16 protein-coding genes are annotated in these 17,155 nt (G+C 38.3%); 4 read left to right on the top strand and 12 right to left on the bottom strand.

The genetic code is table 11. The features are described 5' to 3' along the window. The first annotated feature begins 109 nt into the window (after nucleotides 1-109). Both LC454_RS10650 and LC454_RS10645 read left to right on the top strand, forming a co-directional pair. Nucleotides 110-973, top strand: coding sequence for an N-acetylglucosamine kinase (locus LC454_RS10650; RefSeq protein WP_077432461.1), 864 nt, complete (start codon nucleotides 110-112; stop codon nucleotides 971-973). A gap of 336 nt (nucleotides 974-1,309) precedes the next feature. Then, complete coding sequence (locus tag LC454_RS10645; RefSeq protein ID WP_223582182.1) at nucleotides 1,310-2,131, top strand: UDP-2,3-diacylglucosamine diphosphatase; 822 nt, start codon at nucleotides 1,310-1,312, stop codon at nucleotides 2,129-2,131. A gap of 80 nt (nucleotides 2,132-2,211) precedes the next feature. Here the strand turns inward: LC454_RS10645 and LC454_RS10640 are convergent, their stop codons facing one another. Both LC454_RS10640 and LC454_RS10635 read right to left on the bottom strand, forming a co-directional pair. Then, complete coding sequence (locus LC454_RS10640; RefSeq protein ID WP_223582180.1) at nucleotides 2,212-2,895, bottom strand: metal-dependent hydrolase; 684 nt, start codon at nucleotides 2,893-2,895, stop codon at nucleotides 2,212-2,214. A 10-nt stretch (nucleotides 2,896-2,905) separates the two neighbouring features. Beyond that, the gene (locus tag LC454_RS10635) at nucleotides 2,906-3,211 is read right to left on the bottom strand and encodes a YbaB/EbfC family nucleoid-associated protein (RefSeq protein WP_223582178.1); all 306 of its coding nucleotides are present in this window, start codon (nucleotides 3,209-3,211) and stop codon (nucleotides 2,906-2,908) included. Between the two features lie 18 nt (nucleotides 3,212-3,229). On the opposite strand from LC454_RS10635, the gene LC454_RS10630 reads away from it, so the two are divergent. Continuing rightward, nucleotides 3,230-3,937 (top strand): hypothetical protein, encoded by a 708-nt coding sequence (locus LC454_RS10630; protein WP_223582176.1) that lies wholly within the window; start codon nucleotides 3,230-3,232, stop codon nucleotides 3,935-3,937. Nucleotides 3,938-4,025: 88 nt separating this feature from the next. Here LC454_RS10630 and LC454_RS10625 read toward each other — a convergent pair whose 3' ends face one another. Continuing rightward, nucleotides 4,026-4,997, bottom strand: coding sequence for a hypothetical protein (locus LC454_RS10625; protein WP_223582174.1), 972 nt, complete (start codon nucleotides 4,995-4,997; stop codon nucleotides 4,026-4,028). A gap of 233 nt (nucleotides 4,998-5,230) precedes the next feature. On the opposite strand from LC454_RS10625, the gene LC454_RS10620 reads away from it, so the two are divergent. Further along, entirely contained in the window at nucleotides 5,231-5,821 is a 591-nt protein-coding gene (locus tag LC454_RS10620) for a thymidine kinase (RefSeq protein WP_223582172.1), read from the top strand. A gap of 357 nt (nucleotides 5,822-6,178) precedes the next feature. On the opposite strand, the gene LC454_RS10615 is transcribed toward LC454_RS10620, so the two are convergent. The 9 genes from LC454_RS10615 to LC454_RS10575 all read right to left on the bottom strand — a co-directional run. Next, a complete protein-coding gene (locus tag LC454_RS10615) occupies nucleotides 6,179-8,902 on the bottom strand; it encodes a carboxypeptidase regulatory-like domain-containing protein (RefSeq protein ID WP_223582170.1) in 2,724 nt (907 codons plus the stop codon). A gap of 110 nt (nucleotides 8,903-9,012) precedes the next feature. Further along, on the bottom strand, nucleotides 9,013-10,476 hold the full coding sequence (gene cls, locus LC454_RS10610) for a cardiolipin synthase (RefSeq protein ID WP_223582168.1): 1,464 nt from the start codon (nucleotides 10,474-10,476) through the stop codon (nucleotides 9,013-9,015). 57 nt (nucleotides 10,477-10,533) lie between these two features. Continuing rightward, nucleotides 10,534-11,223 (bottom strand): sulfite exporter TauE/SafE family protein, encoded by a 690-nt coding sequence (locus LC454_RS10605; protein ID WP_223582166.1) that lies wholly within the window; start codon nucleotides 11,221-11,223, stop codon nucleotides 10,534-10,536. A gap of 9 nt (nucleotides 11,224-11,232) precedes the next feature. Beyond that, the gene (locus tag LC454_RS10600) at nucleotides 11,233-11,655 is read right to left on the bottom strand and encodes a FixH family protein (RefSeq protein WP_223582165.1); all 423 of its coding nucleotides are present in this window, start codon (nucleotides 11,653-11,655) and stop codon (nucleotides 11,233-11,235) included. Nucleotides 11,656-11,667: 12 nt separating this feature from the next. Next, nucleotides 11,668-13,056: a cytochrome c oxidase accessory protein CcoG gene (gene ccoG, locus LC454_RS10595; RefSeq protein ID WP_223582163.1), complete on the bottom strand. Its 1,389-nt coding sequence runs from the start codon at nucleotides 13,054-13,056 to the stop codon at nucleotides 11,668-11,670. 15 nt (nucleotides 13,057-13,071) lie between these two features. Continuing rightward, nucleotides 13,072-13,965, bottom strand: coding sequence for a cbb3-type cytochrome c oxidase N-terminal domain-containing protein (locus tag LC454_RS10590; protein WP_223582160.1), 894 nt, complete (start codon nucleotides 13,963-13,965; stop codon nucleotides 13,072-13,074). A 3-nt stretch (nucleotides 13,966-13,968) separates the two neighbouring features. Continuing rightward, complete coding sequence (locus LC454_RS10585) at nucleotides 13,969-14,163, bottom strand: hypothetical protein (RefSeq protein WP_120260567.1); 195 nt, start codon at nucleotides 14,161-14,163, stop codon at nucleotides 13,969-13,971. 4 nt (nucleotides 14,164-14,167) lie between these two features. Continuing rightward, nucleotides 14,168-16,306, bottom strand: a complete 2,139-nt coding sequence (gene ccoN / locus LC454_RS10580; RefSeq protein WP_223582158.1) for a cytochrome-c oxidase, cbb3-type subunit I — start codon at nucleotides 16,304-16,306, stop codon at nucleotides 14,168-14,170. Nucleotides 16,307-16,942: 636 nt separating this feature from the next. Next, nucleotides 16,943-17,155 (bottom strand): hypothetical protein (locus LC454_RS10575; RefSeq protein ID WP_223582156.1); only part of this gene is annotated, 213 nt, incomplete at its 5' end.

Genomic DNA, 17,155 nt, shown 5'->3' with positions numbered 1-17,155 from the left:
TACTCGGATAAATTATGATATTTAAAATTAAAAAATGTATTTTCGGGGAATTGATTAATGAATTGATTACTCATTTTATAACGATAAACACAATTAAAACTACTCAATAATGATAATCATTGCTGACGGGGGATCAACAAAAACAAACTGGTGTTTGTTAGACGATTCAAATAAAAAAATCTACTTCAACACAGAAGGGTACAACCCGTATTTTGTTGACAGTGAATACATTGTAAACTCCCTAAAAAAAGGATTACCGCAGGATTTACCTTTTGAAAAAATCGCGGAAGTAAATTATTATGGTGCAGGGGTCCATAATAAAGAAAAAGCTCAGATCGTGGTTGACGCACTAAAACACGTATTTACTACAGCGAAAGTGGAAGTGGGACATGATCTACTTGCTGCAGCAAGAGCATTACTAGGATCCGAAGCTGGGTTTGCTGCGATCTTGGGTACTGGAACAAATTCTTGTCTCTATGACGGTAAAGAAATTACATTAAATATTGATTCCGGAGCTTACATTCTAGGCGATGAAGGATCGGGTAGTTACATTGGTAAAAAATTACTTGCTGACTATGTTCGTAATTTAATGCCTAAAGATGTAAAGGAAGTGTTTTGGAACACGTATAAAATGACGAAAGATGAAATCATGGATGCGGTTTATACCAAACCTATGCCTAATCGTTTCTGTGCAAGTTTCAGTAAATTCGTATATGACAATAATGTAAATATCGAATATACACGTAATATTGTCGATGAAGCATTTGAAGCTTTCTTCAGAAATTTAGTAAGTAAATATCCTAATTATCAAAGTTATACTTTCAATTGCATTGGTTCCGTAGGTTACAATTTCAGAAATGTATTGGCTGAAAAGGCTGAACAATATGGAATGAAAGTAGGTAAGATTTTGCGTTCTCCTATCGATGACCTGGTACAGTTCCACATCGATAGAGCGGCGGCAACTGCTAAATAGATAAGTAAAATAATCTTTAACATATTAAAAAAAAGGTGCATTATATGATGCGCCTTTTTTTATCCCCTCTTCCCCTTTCAACAAATCAAACCTATGCTAGCTTCAAAATTAGGCTCATTAGACTGAGATCTTGACAAACAACTTTTGAATTCCTTCTTTTCCAAAAATTTCCTCATTTTAAAAACTAACCTACAACAATTAAGCTACAATATTAAATTCTAATAAACTTATTCATACCGTTTTATGGGAAATTTTAATAATTTAATAACAGGAATTTCATCAGTACAAAATAAAATTACCTTTTTTTTGTAAAAAGAATATTTATAGTTTATTCCGATGAAAAGAAGCCTTGATATACTTGTACTCTCAGACATACACTTAGGTACATACGGAAGTAGAGCCAAAGAACTTTTACTTTACCTGGAATCCGTCGCACCCAAGATATTGATCCTCAACGGCGATATTGTAGATATTTGGCAATTTAAAAAAAGCTACTTTCCACAAGATCATTTAAAGGTCATCAAGAAGATTATCGATATGAGCTCAACTGGCACTGAAGTCCATTACATTACTGGTAATCACGACGAAATGTTACGCAAGTTTACTGATCTCAAATTAGGAAACATCAAACTAAGCAACAAGCTACTTCTTTCACTCAATAATCAAAAGGTATGGATCTTTCATGGCGATGTTTTCGACGCATCTATTCATCACTCAAAATGGTTAGCAAAACTTGGAGGCTGGGGCTATGATAAATTGATCCAGCTTAATAATGTTATAAATTATTGCCTGGATAAAATGGGAAAGGAGAAATACTCGCTCTCAAAAAAAATAAAAAATTCTGTTAAAAAGGCCGTTAAATATATCTCAGACTTCGAACATACTGCCACGGATTTGGCTATTGAGAAAAACTATGATTTCGTAATCTGCGGTCACATTCATCAACCTCAAATAAAGGAAGTCATTACCAGAAAAGGCACATGCACCTACATGAATTCGGGCGATTGGATTGAAAATCTAAGCAGCTTAGAATACAAAAATGGAGAGTGGAAGCTCTTCTATTTCGAGGAAAACAAGGAGCAAATCCTTAAAAACAAAATCATCGACACCCCGCTTTTCAGTCTAGAAGATTTAAAGAAAATTGTCATATCATCATAGCCGAAAAAACAAAGTAACAATATACTCTTGACAGAAACTACAAAAACAAAAAGGCCGAGCTAGCTCGGCCTTTTTGTTTTTTATAATTCTATTGTCTCTCCGATTTTTGGAAGAGACAATGAAATGTCCTCATTCTGGAATTTGTCAAAGGCCTTTTGTTTGTCGATCTCAATTGGTGGAAATGAATCGTAGTGGATCCCTACCACACGGGAGCAATTGATAAATTCTGCCGCTCTGATTGCATCATCCACATCCATTGTATAATACCCACCAATCGGGAGAAAAGCCCAATCCAGCTTCAGATCAGCCAGCAGCTTCATCTCCATTGTCAACGCAGTATCACCAGCAAAATAGATCTTTTTGCCGTGTACATTAAAGACAAATCCAACTGGGAACCCACCATATTGGCCATCAGGTGTACTATTCGTATGAGCAGCATAAACCATCTTAACAGAGCCAAAAGGTAACTGTATTGTACCGCCAAGATTGAATTCAACAACTTTATCTTCGGGTACCCCTTGTCTTCTTACCCAAGCAGCTGTCTCAACAATGGCCAATACTGTCGCATTACTATTCTTTTGGATGGTAGCCATATCTGCGACATGATCTTGATGTCCGTGGCTCAAAAAGATGTAATCTGGTTTAATTGTATTTACATCAATTGCTTTCGCTAATGGGTTATACGTTATGAACGGGTCCAATAAAACCTTCGTTCCATTAAAATCAAACTCAACACAAGATTGACCGTAGTAAGTTGCTTTCATAATCATGTATTTATTGATTAAATAATCCGCCTAATCCGCCTAACATATCTTTACTCGCAGCTTGCATTTCAGCTTGACTGATATTCTCCGCTTGGGTTATTGCTTTATTCAAAGCAACCACTAGCAATTCCTCTAATTCCTCTTTATCAGCATTGGACAGAAAGACAGGATCGATCGTAATCTCTTTAATTTCCTTGTTGGCTGTTGCTACCACACGTATCAAACCACCTTCAGCCTCACCAGATACCGAAATAGTATCTAGTCTTTTCTTGATTTCTTCTGCCTTTTGCTGTGCCTGAAATAATTTGTCAAACATATCTATAACATTTATTTGATGCCAATTTACAAAAATCCTCCAATACCTACTATTGCTAATTTACTTTCGCTAATGCTACCCTTTTTGTATTTTTGCAGCATGCAAAGCAATCAAGAAAAATTAGTTGCCCATTTTTTGGAACAGCTAAATCTAAATAACACCTCCGTTCCACAGGAAATATCTGCTAGATTAATAGCAAAGCAATCAGAAATCATTAGCATTGATGATGTGATTGCCTATATCAACACGCTTGGGGAAGAATTAAATATCAAGGAAAATGTAACCGAGCTTATTGAAAAAGTAGAAGATGAGACCAGTATACTAATTCACAAGCTCAAATTTATAACTGCTAGCGACAGACCCAAAGTATTGGTTTTAGATCGAATTGATCCACAGGAGATCAATCAGTCTGCCTATCTACAAGAATCCATAAAAATCGCGGGTGGGATCCCTACCACAGTTCCTCATGAAGCTGATAAGATAATTATAATCAACAGTGATGAAAGTGTATTTACTCGTATTCCTCTTTTATTAAATGATCCAGCAATTGCGCAATCAAAAGCGATCGAACTTGATCAGCTGTTTATTATGACAAAGCCTAATTTCGCTAGCATTCCAGGGTACGAATACCTAACAGAATTAGAATCATTAGCGGAGATCTTTCAACCAAAATATTTTGTTTATGGTCATGAAGGCAAAGAATGGTTGCAATTTCAATTGAAATAGAATTATAAAATAACAATAGTCAGGCTATCGCATAAAAAAGTATCTTTAAATTGATTAAAGATGCTTTTTTCTTATTTAAAATAGTAGATTAACTATATCTTCTGCGTAATACCTCATACAATTTTTCAACGGTATGGGGTTTATCTGCCCACCTGTTCTTAACCGCATAATTCGTTTGCAAAAATGCGTCAGCTTCTGCATAACTACTGAATCTATTCAGTAGTTCCACAGCTTCACTATAAGCCAAGCTATAACCATTAAACAAGTCTTTAATAAATAAAAGTTTATCATTCAAACTTATCCCGGTTTTGATATCCGTCAGTTTATCAGAACTTCCTGATTGATTCACTTGATATACCCGGTTCTGTACCCCTGCTTGTTTTTGCTGTGAAATAATCTCATTTAATGTAAGCGGTCTCGAAGGAACCTCCTCCACGACTGTATTGACTTCTTCTTGGATAATGCTCTCCGGAACTTCCTCAATGATGACCTCTTTTGGTTCTTCTACGACTTCAGTAACGACAACAGGTTCTTCCTCTAAAAGATCTATCGTGGGCTCATCTACTTTATACTGTTTTTCCTCAATATGCTCGCCAACAGCTTCATTTGTTATATGATCAGTTTCATCAGTTATTGCGGGTGAATAAGGAGCCGTCGATAAATCATTGGTTTCCTGCATTTCCTCACCCGCTTCAACAGTATCTCCATTTAATTTTGTAGTCTCATCAGTGCGAACAATAGCTTTCTCACCACGCTCTGGTTCCGCAATAGTTTGGCTGGATGCTCGTATCGAAGAAGGTGGAGTAAAATAGTCATTAAATGCTATTTTTCTACTCTCCATCACCGACTCTATCAAGGTATTTTGAACTTGTCCGCCCTGTAGCACGGCATCTGTTTTGAGTAAAGTGATATAAGCCGCAACAGATTGTGCTTTAGCTTCCAAGTTCACTAGCTCACCTATTTCAGTACCAGTGTTCCTTTCTGACAAAGCCAAATATTGTGCATTCAAATCCTGTAATAAATCTCCTATCTTATTAAAAATTTCCTCTTTAGTACTCATAATTTTATTTGAAATCGCCTATTAATCGTTTATAATACCTATAAATTCTATAACCTAAAAAGTGGAAAACTCAATCCTTTGATTTATAAATATTTGAATCTGTATTCACTTTTTTGCTACTCAAATTTAATATTTAATTTCGATATTAGCGTTGTCAAAAACAGAATATAATAGGAGGTCTATTGACAAATAATACCTTATTTGCCGGCTATCCAAAAAAATAATTTAATCAAATGCTTTTTTCCGAACATAATCTGACATTGCGACCAGCTCGATATGGAAGTATTGAAGTTATCTGTGGGTCAATGTTCTCTGGCAAGACCGAAGAGTTAATACGTAGGCTAAAACGGGCACAATACGCAAGACTAAATGTTGAAATTTTCAAACCTTCCGTGGATAAACGATATGATGAAAAATTAGTCGTTTCCCATGATAGCAATAGTATCCCCTCCACCCCTGTCGAAAATTCATCAGCGATATTATTATTGAGTTCGGCCACCCAAGTTGTTGGAATAGATGAAGCGCAATTTTTCGATGACGGATTGACAGAAGTATGTGTCAAATTGGCAAACAGTGGGGTTCGTGTTATTATTGCAGGATTGGATATGGATTATAAGGGACAGCCTTTCGGTCCTATCCCTAGTTTGATGGCTGTAGCTGAACATGTCACCAAAGTCCATGCGGTTTGCATGCAATGTGGGGCCCCAGCGAATTATTCATATCGCTTGACAAAAGATACCCAGACCGTACTTCTTGGTGAAAAAGATGCCTATGAGCCACGCTGTAGACAATGTTATTATCATTTAGATCAACAAGTTGTCTAAATCCAGCTCAGAAAATTACAATTTCAGTCCTACATTGTGTGAGCTGTTCAGCGGATTCGTATTATCCAACACAATTGATAACCGATAGCCATCTGGTTAACATAGCTACATTTATAATTTTTCTGTTAAAAATAACTGCCAAATAGACTAGGAATCTATTTGGCATAGGATTTGAAATATACTTTACAAATAAGAAGATAAACGCTTTTAAAGCGACAAAATACTTTTCATAATTTAGGTTTATAATTGGTTAGTTTGCACCTCCTTGCCCATCAAGGAGGTGTTTTTTATTTCATAAAAAACGCTGCCCCTTTCACAAAAGAGCAGCGTTCCTATTAGACATTTTCCTTTATTCCATTAAGGTTGTACACGGTAATTAATCACCTTTCGACCTATATTTCCTGTTTGGTCCATTCCCTCTACAATTACTTTATAATTACCATTTCCATCAGCATTGTAGAATTGTATTGCTGTCTCCCCTGTCTCCGTTACCTGTACTTTCGGGTTCCAATAAATTGTAGTCCGCAGATCGTTGGCTGATTTTTGTTCAGGTGTATCGTACTTTGGCGTGTAGAACTTACGTTCCTTAACATAACCTAGCGGGAACATATCGATAACATTCGATTTTGGCAACAATTTCTCAATTTCACTTAGCGCCATCCGAGGTTTCTTGGCTTCAACTTTCTTGGTATAAATAGACACAACACCATTGTTTTGATACATTCTTGACACTGTACCCAGCTCGTCACGCAAAAAGATTTCTATTCCCTCTATATCTGCAACGTTGATACTATTTAATCCAGGTTCGTCAATAGCCATACCATTTAGAAAAAACTGAACTGGGGTACGCCCACCGGCATTGTAATCACGCGAAACATAATATTTCAATGTTTGTGGATCATAGGTAATGCCCGTCAAAACGGTTTGCAGACACATGGTCAATACGTTACACCCAGTCAAACGCTCGGCTTCGATACGATGTTCAGGCATCGATAAACCAGAAATTGCAGGAAAATCCTTATTTGTAATTACCTTTTTCTGTACAGCTGTCACTTCTACTTCATCCAGTAAGATAGATTTTCTGTATTCTTTACGACTGTTATCCAAATAAGGAGCGAATGCTTGATCTATATTGGGAACGAAATAACTTTTATAGCCATTATTTTTGTCGATTTCAGGATAATAAGTCTGATCCATATTGATCACCAAACTACGATAATTATCATTTGACCTTGCATTTACCGTCACTTTCGATGAATCCGGAAAAACGAGATCTTTGAATGTAAAACGACCGTTTTGATCGGTATATACATCTTTTTTAATATTCCGTGAAGGCACAGACAACAACAAGCCACCATTAGGATACGGGCGGCCTGTGTTCATCCGTAAAATACCCGACAATTCTATCCCTTGCTCTGGGAGAAAACTGATCTGCGGTAACTTTTCGGAGATTAAAGCAGGGTAATCAAAACGACGATATCCCTGGGTCATTAATAATGCATCCAACGCCTTTTCTCTATTCTGATTTTTTTCATCAAAATATGCATTTGGATTTTCGACATTGCCTTTCAACTCTGAAGTCAACAGAAAGTTGCTTACAATAGAGAGATCAGCCTGATCATTATAGGGGACTTTAGACTCATCAATAACAGAAACAGAATAACTACCCGGATATTTCTGTCCATTATTATCAACTGAAAGCTTCAGGTTGACCAGATCCTTCGCTTTATAACTTTGTTTATCACTTGCCACTTGAATATTAAGCAGTTTCTCACTCTGAACAAATGCCAAACGTTCACTTACAGGTTTGCCATCCGGGGTCAATAAAGTAACCTGGGCAATTCCATTTGGCAGACGTTCCTTTGGAATATTAACCAGGGCAGATGAAGATTTTAAATTCACCTGAGCTCCAAAACAAAGATGCCCATTGGACTGAACCAACACATAATAGGATTGTCCCTGATTTTTAGAAAAATTCTCTTCACTGGTCACTACAGCGAATTCAGCATTCTTTTCATCCTGCTTAACAAACACAACATTTGCTTTATCATTAACAACAGCCGGAAGCTTATATTTACGTTCCTGTCCATTGTCAAATTTTATGACTGCTTGATAGTTTTCTCCCACTAAGGGCAATAAAGAGAAATAGCCCATACCCGATCCAAAATCTTCAAATTCTGCGACCGACTTTCCTTTAGAATCAAGGATTGTACCTTTCACTTTCAAACTCTTACCGTCAGATCCGACAGCTTTAAAAGCGACTTTCTTGGCAAATCCAGCAATTAAGTCACCACCTTCTGGAAAAAACTGCACATCAGCATCCCACAAGGCATTTTTGAGCAGGAAAGAACTCGACAAAGGTTTTTCATTCTTGTTTTCCTGGATGCTAACCTTTAATTGTCCCTTCTCTAAATCAGCCTTCTCTTTTGCCGATAAACTGATCGTCACCTTTCCCATAGCGTCCGTTTCGCCTTTCCCCTTATCTACCGTTTCCCATCCGGCAACAAATTCCCAGTTGATCTTAGAATTAATCATCGGTTTACCTGAACGATCCCTGAACTGTATTACGGCCTGACTTTTATTTCCGTTAAGATTATTCTGAAATTCAATATTGGTGATCAATTTTTTATTGATCACATCACCTATCGGAACTATTTTATTAAAAAAATAGGATGCGTCAAAGTTTGACATCCATTTTGTATACGCCCTGAAACGATAGTTGTCCTGTGTCATGAACTGCGGATCGAGGACCATCTGCCCATTTCCAACACCTTTATCCAGTGGGATTCTAAACGTTTGGATCAAAGAGTCTCGGCTATTCAAAACTTCCACATAGGCTATTTTGCTTGGTTCATATTCTGGAAGATTACGTGATAAATAGGAAGAAAACCATAACGTATCCCCTACCGCATAATAAGGTTTATCAAAATGCAGATGTACTTTTTCTGTTGGGTAGCCCTGAAAATATTTTTGAACCCGTTCTACGATTGTATTAATAGGTAATGTAGGTGCAGTCTGTGCATAGGTTGACCCGACTCCTAAAATCCCTATCGATAAAGTCAATAGTTTTATGTGCTTCATTGAAAGTCTTAGAATTAAAAAAAGAATAGCTAAATATATTCAATTTTAACCAAAGGCCCATCCTATTATGGTATTTTTAACATTTATTATACCTTCATTCCAGTAAACATCTAAAGTAAAGGTGCCAATAAACGGCAGATGGAATCCACCCCACGTTTCCAACGGCTTCTCTGCATCCATCTACGAATTGTAATTAAATCCGAGGATTCAATATCAGCAAGAAATTGATTGTTCATTCGTTCACAAAGCACTTTGTCAGAGACAATCCCAGATATCTCAAAATTGATATAAAAGCTTCTGATATCCAGATTGGTCGTACCGATATAGGCGAGTTTACCGTCGATACAGATTGTTTTGGCATGGAGAAATCCTTTGGTATACAGATATACATTTACTCCTCTTTCGAGTAGCGGCTTGATAAAGGAAAAGGAAGCATGCTGCACAAAAAAGGAATCAGATTGTGCAGGTAACATGAGATCAACTCGAACTCCCGAAGAAACAGCCAACATCAACGCTGTGGTCAGTTGATCACTTGGAATAAAATAGGGTGTACACAATTGTACATATTCTTTTGCTTCATTGATCCCCGCTATAATTGCCTCCATATTGAACGGAGCCGGAGAACCGGGATCACTAGCTGTAAAACCAACACCACTTGCATCTTCATTTGTGATTGGGAATCTATTTAAATAACCTTTACCTAATTCGAATGAATCTGCATCCGTTTGGTTCCAACTATTCCAAAACTGAATCTGTAAGGTATTTACGGCAGCACCAATGATCATCATCGCAGTATCGCGCCAATAAACATCATTTTTTCCATCGTTGATATAACGATCCGAAATATTGATTCCTCCAACAAAACCTACTCTTCCATCGATAACTGCAATCTTACGGTGATTTCGGTAGTTACTATTTGCCAATGAAGTAAAAGTAACCGGAAGAAAAGCTTCAAAAAGAAAATCAGGTTTATGTCTACGCAAATATTTAATCACATCAGGTGCTCCGAAACTGTCCAGGATCAGACGTACCATCACCCCAGATTTTGCCTTTTCTTCCAAAATCTGTAATATTTCACGACCAATTCCATCCATTTCCCAGATATAGTACTCCATATGGATGGAATGTTTTGCATTTTTCAATTGCTGAATCAGTACCGGAAACTTTTCTTCGCCATTAATAAATAAGGTAACATCGTTATTCAGGGAGAATGTGGATATTTTCTGATTTTTGAGGTACCGATAGACCATGGCTAAACTACCGATGCGCTCGTTTAGGGTGTCAATATGTTCCTCCATAATTTCCGATTCCTTACGCCAAGCGTCAAGCAATTTCTTTGATTGCTCACGATACATCCGTTTCATCCTTTTTACCTTCTTGAATTTCTGCCCAAAGAAATAATAAATGAGCAAACCGATTACAGGTAGAAAGACAATTACCATAATCCAAGCGATCGTTTTGGCGGGGTTACGGTTTTCAATCAAGATGGTACCGATGACACCAATATATAAAATGAGTAAGGGAATCCAGTAATATTGTAAAGCAATTTGTAAAATATAATGAAGTACCTCCATATAATGCGCTAAGTTTAATATCAAATATAATACTTAGCACTGACAAATTGTTTGCTGTTAAGCACAGTTTATCGCACCGTCAATACGAATTAAAGGGCTTAAATAAGGGATATCTAAGTTTGCGCCTCGGAGTATAAACCAGATTCCCAGCAAAAAATATAACAAGGGAACCCATTTAGAAAAGCCAATTTTGAAAGATCTGGAAAAGTTTCCCAAAAAGGAAAACAAAAATAAGAGCGGAATCGTCCCCAATCCGAAGCACAGCATAAATAGGAAACTCTGCTGCGAACTGTCTGCATTCATTGCCGACATCAAAGCCATATATACCATACCACAGGGTAATAATCCATTCAGTACCCCCGCGATAAAACTCCCTCCAGGTTTATATAACCATTTCGACAGAAGCCTGACAACGGGCTGCACAGAACGGGTCTGCAAACTGGCAATTGTACGATTGTTTTTCCCTATAAGCTGAACCACTGCAATCAGCACTAATATTACTCCCGTGATCCAGCTCAATGCACGTTGCCAGCCTTGGACTTGAGCAAATGTACCTATGGTTCCCAAAAGAAAACCTAGACTACCGTAAGTCAGAACCCTGCCTAATTGATAAAGTACTTTATTTAGAAAAACAGGCCAACTGAGGCCTTGCCTACCCTCAATTGCAAAAATTAGGGGACCACACATGACTGCACAATGTATACTTCCAAACAATCCCATAAAAAATGCAAAGTAGGTGTAACTCATTTTCTTGGTCTAAAATAAAATATGCTCTTCAAATAAAAAATCCTTACCTGCGCTTTGCCAATCAACATACAAATTCCACATCCCCTTATCGAATGCAGAAATAGGCAATACAAACAGGCTATTTGTTGTCTGAAATGGCAGTTCCTTATCCAACTTGTTATCTGAGGGTTTACGGAACAATAACTTTCCCTTATTCATTTTGGAGGCAAAATGTATATAAAGCGTATCTTTTCTGATTTCAACAGTTGGCGATTCTTTCATATTCAGCACATTTTGTTTCTTCTCATAAGCCTGGTCATAGTTCAAACCCTGTTCATAGTAATCATCTTCTTCCAAGCTGTCCGAGTTGTGGCTGACCATATACAATCCAGCCCCGACAATGCACAACATAAATACCGCCAAGCTCAAAAAAATTTTTGTACCCCAATTCATTCTTTTTATTTTTTAATTCATGCCAGGAGGAGCAATGAAAGTAGTTTTTAGACTTTCCACCTTTTTGTCCCCTGAATAGATAGATAATTTGATATTACTTTTATATGTTTCGACGTCCTTATTCGCGATAATTAGAAAAAAGCTTAGGGAGGCATGCCCATCTTTACTGAGCTTTTGGATAGGATTGACCAGTTGAATCTTCAGCCTCGGATCTTCACATATCAGCCTAAAAGGCATTTCCTTCCCAGATTTGTTGATTAATTCTAAAGCATAAAGATTACTTATTGTCTTATCGTCCCGAAGCTGGTACGTACTTCCTTTCGCCCGCAATAAACGACCGTCAACCTGAGAGCGATTGAACAACAGAAAACCAAATACAGTCATCAACAATACCAAGACAATAGAGTAAGCAACAGCACGGATATTACTTTTCTTCTTGAGTGTTCCTTCAATTTCCCCCATGGGATAAAAACCGATCAGTTTTTTTGGCTTTCCAATTTTTTCCATGACAGCATCACAAGCATCAATGCAAGCTGTACAACTTACACATTCCAATTGTAGTCCCTTACGGATATCTATTCCTGTCGGACAAACGTGAACACAGAGCTTGCAGTCAATGCAGTCACCTCGTGTATTAGAAGTATCTTTTTGTTGTTTTCCTCTTGGTTCACCACGCCTGTGATCATAGGCTACAGTGATACTTTGATCATCCAAAAGAACTCCCTGTAATCTGCCATAGGGACAAATTGCAATGCACACAATCTCCCTGACATACGCAAATACCGCGTAAAATACCAGTGTGAATAAGATAATGGAGATCAAACCACCTATATGCTGATCCAGCGGATCGCTGATGATTTTGATCAACGCATCCGAACCTATAATATAAGCCAAAAAGATGTTCGATATAAAAAACGAAATGATCAAAAAGATGCCATGCTTCAACACTTTCTTTAACTGCTTTTGATCCGTGTTGGGACCTTCATTTAATTTCTTCTGTTGCTGCCAATCGCCTTCAATCCAATACTCTATCCTTCTAAAGATCAATTCGAGAAAAATCGTTTGTGGGCATGTCCATCCACACCAGACCCGACCAAATACAACGGTAAATAGCACAACACAGACCATTACGATCAACATCCCAAACACAAATATGTATAGATCCTGAGGATAGAAAAGGTTGCCAAAAATCGAAAATTTCCGTTCAATGATATTGAACATTAAGAACGGTTCGCCGTTTACCTTGATGAAAGGAGCTACAAATAAGAACAGTAGCAGTGTATAACCAACCCATTGTCTCTTTTTATAAAGTGTTCCCTGTGGTTTTTTGGCATAAATCCACTGTCTCTTTTTTGACTTAGATCCACCGTTATTGGCATTATTAACTACTACTGTACTCATCTCGGTCTCTATTTACTATTCAGCTTCTTTTTCTGTCCCTGTACCATCGTTTGGTTGTGCCGCATCCGCAGCATTCCCATAGGTTATCTCTTCTCCTTGCGCTTCTTTTGGATTAGCAGGGTGTGTATCTCTCAACGTGACAATGTAACTTGCCACCTGTGCAATTTGCGCCGGACTCAGAGTCTGTTCCCAAGGCACCATTCCTTTATCCGGAACACCATACTTAATTGTTTTGAAAAGATCTTTAATCTCACCGCCATGCAACCAAAATTTATCCGTTAAGTTAGGCCCAATACCACCTTCCCCGTTTCCTCCATGACAGGCGACACAGTTTGCAGCAAATATTGCTTTTCCCTCAACAGCCATTTCTGGTTCAAATTCAACCGTATTTTCATCAACATTACTAGCAGAAGCAGCTAAATAAGCCTGTCTTTCTTTTTCTGCAACAACCATTTCATGTGCGTACTCCTGATCTTGATTCATACCGATCCCAGAGACCTGATAGATGAATAGGTAGACCACACCAAAGAAGATTGTTCCATAGAACAAAAAATTAAACCAGATTGGAATGGGATTATCCAGTTCTCGGATACCATCGTATTCGTGATCGATGACAATGTCCTTTTCCTCAGAAATAGGCCTAATCCCCATGATCTTATTCCAAGATCGTTTCAACCATCCTTTATTGGCTAATTTCTTGAGTTCTTCTTCTTTGACCAGTTCAGGCATCGTAATCTTAATGATGGATTTCATTGCGCGGTTGACCATCAGTGCCGAGGCCAGAAGAGCCAACATCACGACAATCAATACGATAATTAAGATATCTGTGTATAAATTATCCGTACCAAAACCCCAGGTAGACTGAACAGCTTCTACCGTGGCAGGTGCGGTATCTAATAATAAACTCATATACTATATACTTTCAGGTGAATGATTCATTTCCTTTTCAGTTTCCTCTTCCAAAGGCAATTCCTTCATGTAAGTCACGTAGTCCTTTTTCATGCGAAACAACATAATTGCGACTGAGATAAAGAAAATCAGGAATATCCAAAGTGACACAATAAGGTAAAGCTCACTTCCGTTCAAATTTGTGATTTGTTTAAACATAGCGCTATTGATTTACGTTAACATCCTCAGCCACTTTCGGAGCTGCTTTTATATCTGTTCCCAATCGCTGTAGATAAGCTATTACTGCTATAATTTCACGATCGGCTAATACATTGACTTGATTTTGTTTCAGATCATCCGCAATTTTCTGTGCTTGTTTGTTCAGATCCTGTTCTGCATTCGCTATTGCCGCATCCGTATAAGGGATTCCCAATTTGCGAAGGGCTTTCATTTTATCTTTTAGAATCGTATTATCCAGCTTTTGGTCGATTAGCCAAGGATATGAGGGCATAATGCTTCCAGGGGAGGTAATGGTTGGATCTAAAAGATGATCAAAATGCCACTTATTAGGATATTTAGAGCCAATACGGTGCAGATCAGGTCCAGTTCGTTTCGATCCCCATAAGAATGGTGTATCGTAAACATATTCACCAGCTTTGCTGTACTCGCCATAACGGGCAGTCTCCGATCTAAATGGCCGAATAGTCTGTGTATGACAATTCACACAACCTTCCCTCACATAGAGATCCCGACCCTGCAGTTCCAACGCTGTATAAGGCTGTACACTTGCTATTGTCGGTACGTTTTTTGAAATGGTGAATGTTGGAACCATTTCAACCATACCACCGATTAGAATTGCAATAAGTGCCAATACCATAAACAAAATGGGTTTACGTTCAAGACGGCGATGTTGAGATTGCTCATTGACCTGAACCGGTAATAAAGCAGGAGCTTCAGCAGGTTCATTTGCCAAAAGTTTTCCTTGCTTCATGGTTTTAATCAAGTTGAATGTCATCAAGAAAACCCCAGATAAGTATAGCGCACCACCTACTGCCCTCATCATATGCATTGGTAAGATTTCCAATGTTGTCGCTAAGAAGTTTGGATACTTCAATACGCCTTCCGGTGTAAACTCTTTCCACATCAAGCCCTGCACAACTGCTGCCCAATACATTGGAATGGCATAAAATAAAATCCCCAATGTACCAATCCAAAAGTGTGTCGATGCTAGCTTTTTAGAATATAATTCTGTTTTATAAATACGTGGGATCAACCAATAAAGGATACCAAAGGTCATAAATCCGTTCCACCCTAATGCTCCTACGTGTACGTGTGCAACGATCCAATCAGTAAAGTGTGCGATTGCATTGACTTGCTTTAAAGACAACATTGGTCCTTCAAAGGTTGCCATACCATAACAGGTTAGTGCTACAACCATAAATTTCAGCATCGGTTCTGTCCGCACCTTATCCCAGGCACCACGCAGCGTCAACAGGCCGTTTATCATACCACCCCAGCTTGGTGCAATCAACATAATCGAGAATACAACTCCTAGGGATTGTACCCAGCTTGGTAATGCTGTATATAACAAATGGTGAGGTCCGGCCCAGATATAGATAAAGATCAGTGACCAAAAGTGCAGAATACTCAATTTATAGGAATAAACAGGACGGTTGGCCATTTTTGGCAAAAAGTAGTACATCATCCCCAGGTAAGGAGTCGTTAAAAAAAAGGCCACTGCATTATGGCCATACCACCATTGTACCAATGCATCCTGAACGCCTTTGTATACATAGTAGCTTTTCCAGCCGGCTACAGGCAATTGAATGGAGTTAACGATATGCAAGACTGCTACAGTAACAAACGTAGCGATATAGAACCAAACTGCGACATACATATGACGTTCGCGTCGTTTGATAATTGTGCCAAACATATTGATTCCAAATACAACCCAGATCAGGGTAATTGCAATGTCAATTGGCCACTCCATTTCAGCATACTCATGGCTTGAAGTCAGCCCCAGCGGCAGTGTGATAGCCGAAGCAACAATGATCAATTGCCAGCCCCAGAAATGAAGCTTACTCAAGGCATCACTAAACATTCTTGCTTTAAGCACCCGTTGCAAGGAGTAATAGACTCCCATAAAAATACCGTTACCCACGAAAGCGAATATCACAGCATTAGTATGTACTGGACGTACACGGCCAAATGTTGTGTATTGCAATCCGAAATTCATTTGGGGCCAGACAAGTTGCGTTGCCACAAGCAATCCTATAGTCATACCAACTATCCCCCAAATAATGGTAGCGATTCCGAAATTTCTGACAATTCTATTGTCGTAATTAAATTGCTCTAACTGCATTACTTAAATTGTTGATTCTGAATCAAAAGTAAGCAGCATTTTATGACAATCTAATGATAGAGAATGCGTACAAAAGTGATGTACGTCACTTTATTTTAATGGGTCAAATTATCGAATATCCGTTACGTAATAATTGATTTTAAGCCATTTAAACAACAATAACGAATAACACAGTAGTTCACGCTATCCATTTTGAGAACAAAAGTGACGGTTATCACATTCATAGAAGAGGTAGGTATATTTTCTTCTGATTAAGGCAGCATTCAATAAGGTTATTTTCATCGTCTGGATGGGAACATCCAAAGGCTATCGACGCTGACCCAATATATAAATGCATTGTATTTCTGAGTAGCTCTATCGCCAGCAGGAGGTCACTGGTATTTGCTATAAAATCTGCTGCTCTACTTCTATTCAGGAAAGATTCACATTATAGAGGTCCTTTCATTTTAAGATCACTATGTAAGAGCGGCAATAACATGCGGTAAGATAGGGGCTTAGGTGGTAAGCAGGTATACACCGGCATGATAGAGCAGGATCCCAGAACCGAATTTCCGTTGCGCAGCCAGTAATCACTGGGAAATATATAAAAAATATAACAGTTCAGTATTTTAGATCATTACCCGGCAGAACCATATTTTATAGTACAATTTCGGAGCTGGATCCCTGTGTGCCTTTTGTCGCGGCACCATTGCTCTTTGGAATCTTTTGGGAAGTATGTAAACGCAAGAAGCCCTTGACTGTTTCCAGCAAGGGCTTCTGTGTAAAAAAAGGCACCGACCTACTCTCCCACCTGTTACGGCAATACCATCGGCTCTGGCGGGCTTGACTGCTCTGTTCGGAATGGGAAGA

Source organism: Sphingobacterium sp. GVS05A (genome assembly GCF_019969845.1).
Taxonomy (GTDB): domain Bacteria; phylum Bacteroidota; class Bacteroidia; order Sphingobacteriales; family Sphingobacteriaceae; genus Sphingobacterium.
Note: the sequence above shows the minus strand (reverse complement) of the source record. Positions and strands in the feature narration are given on the sequence as shown.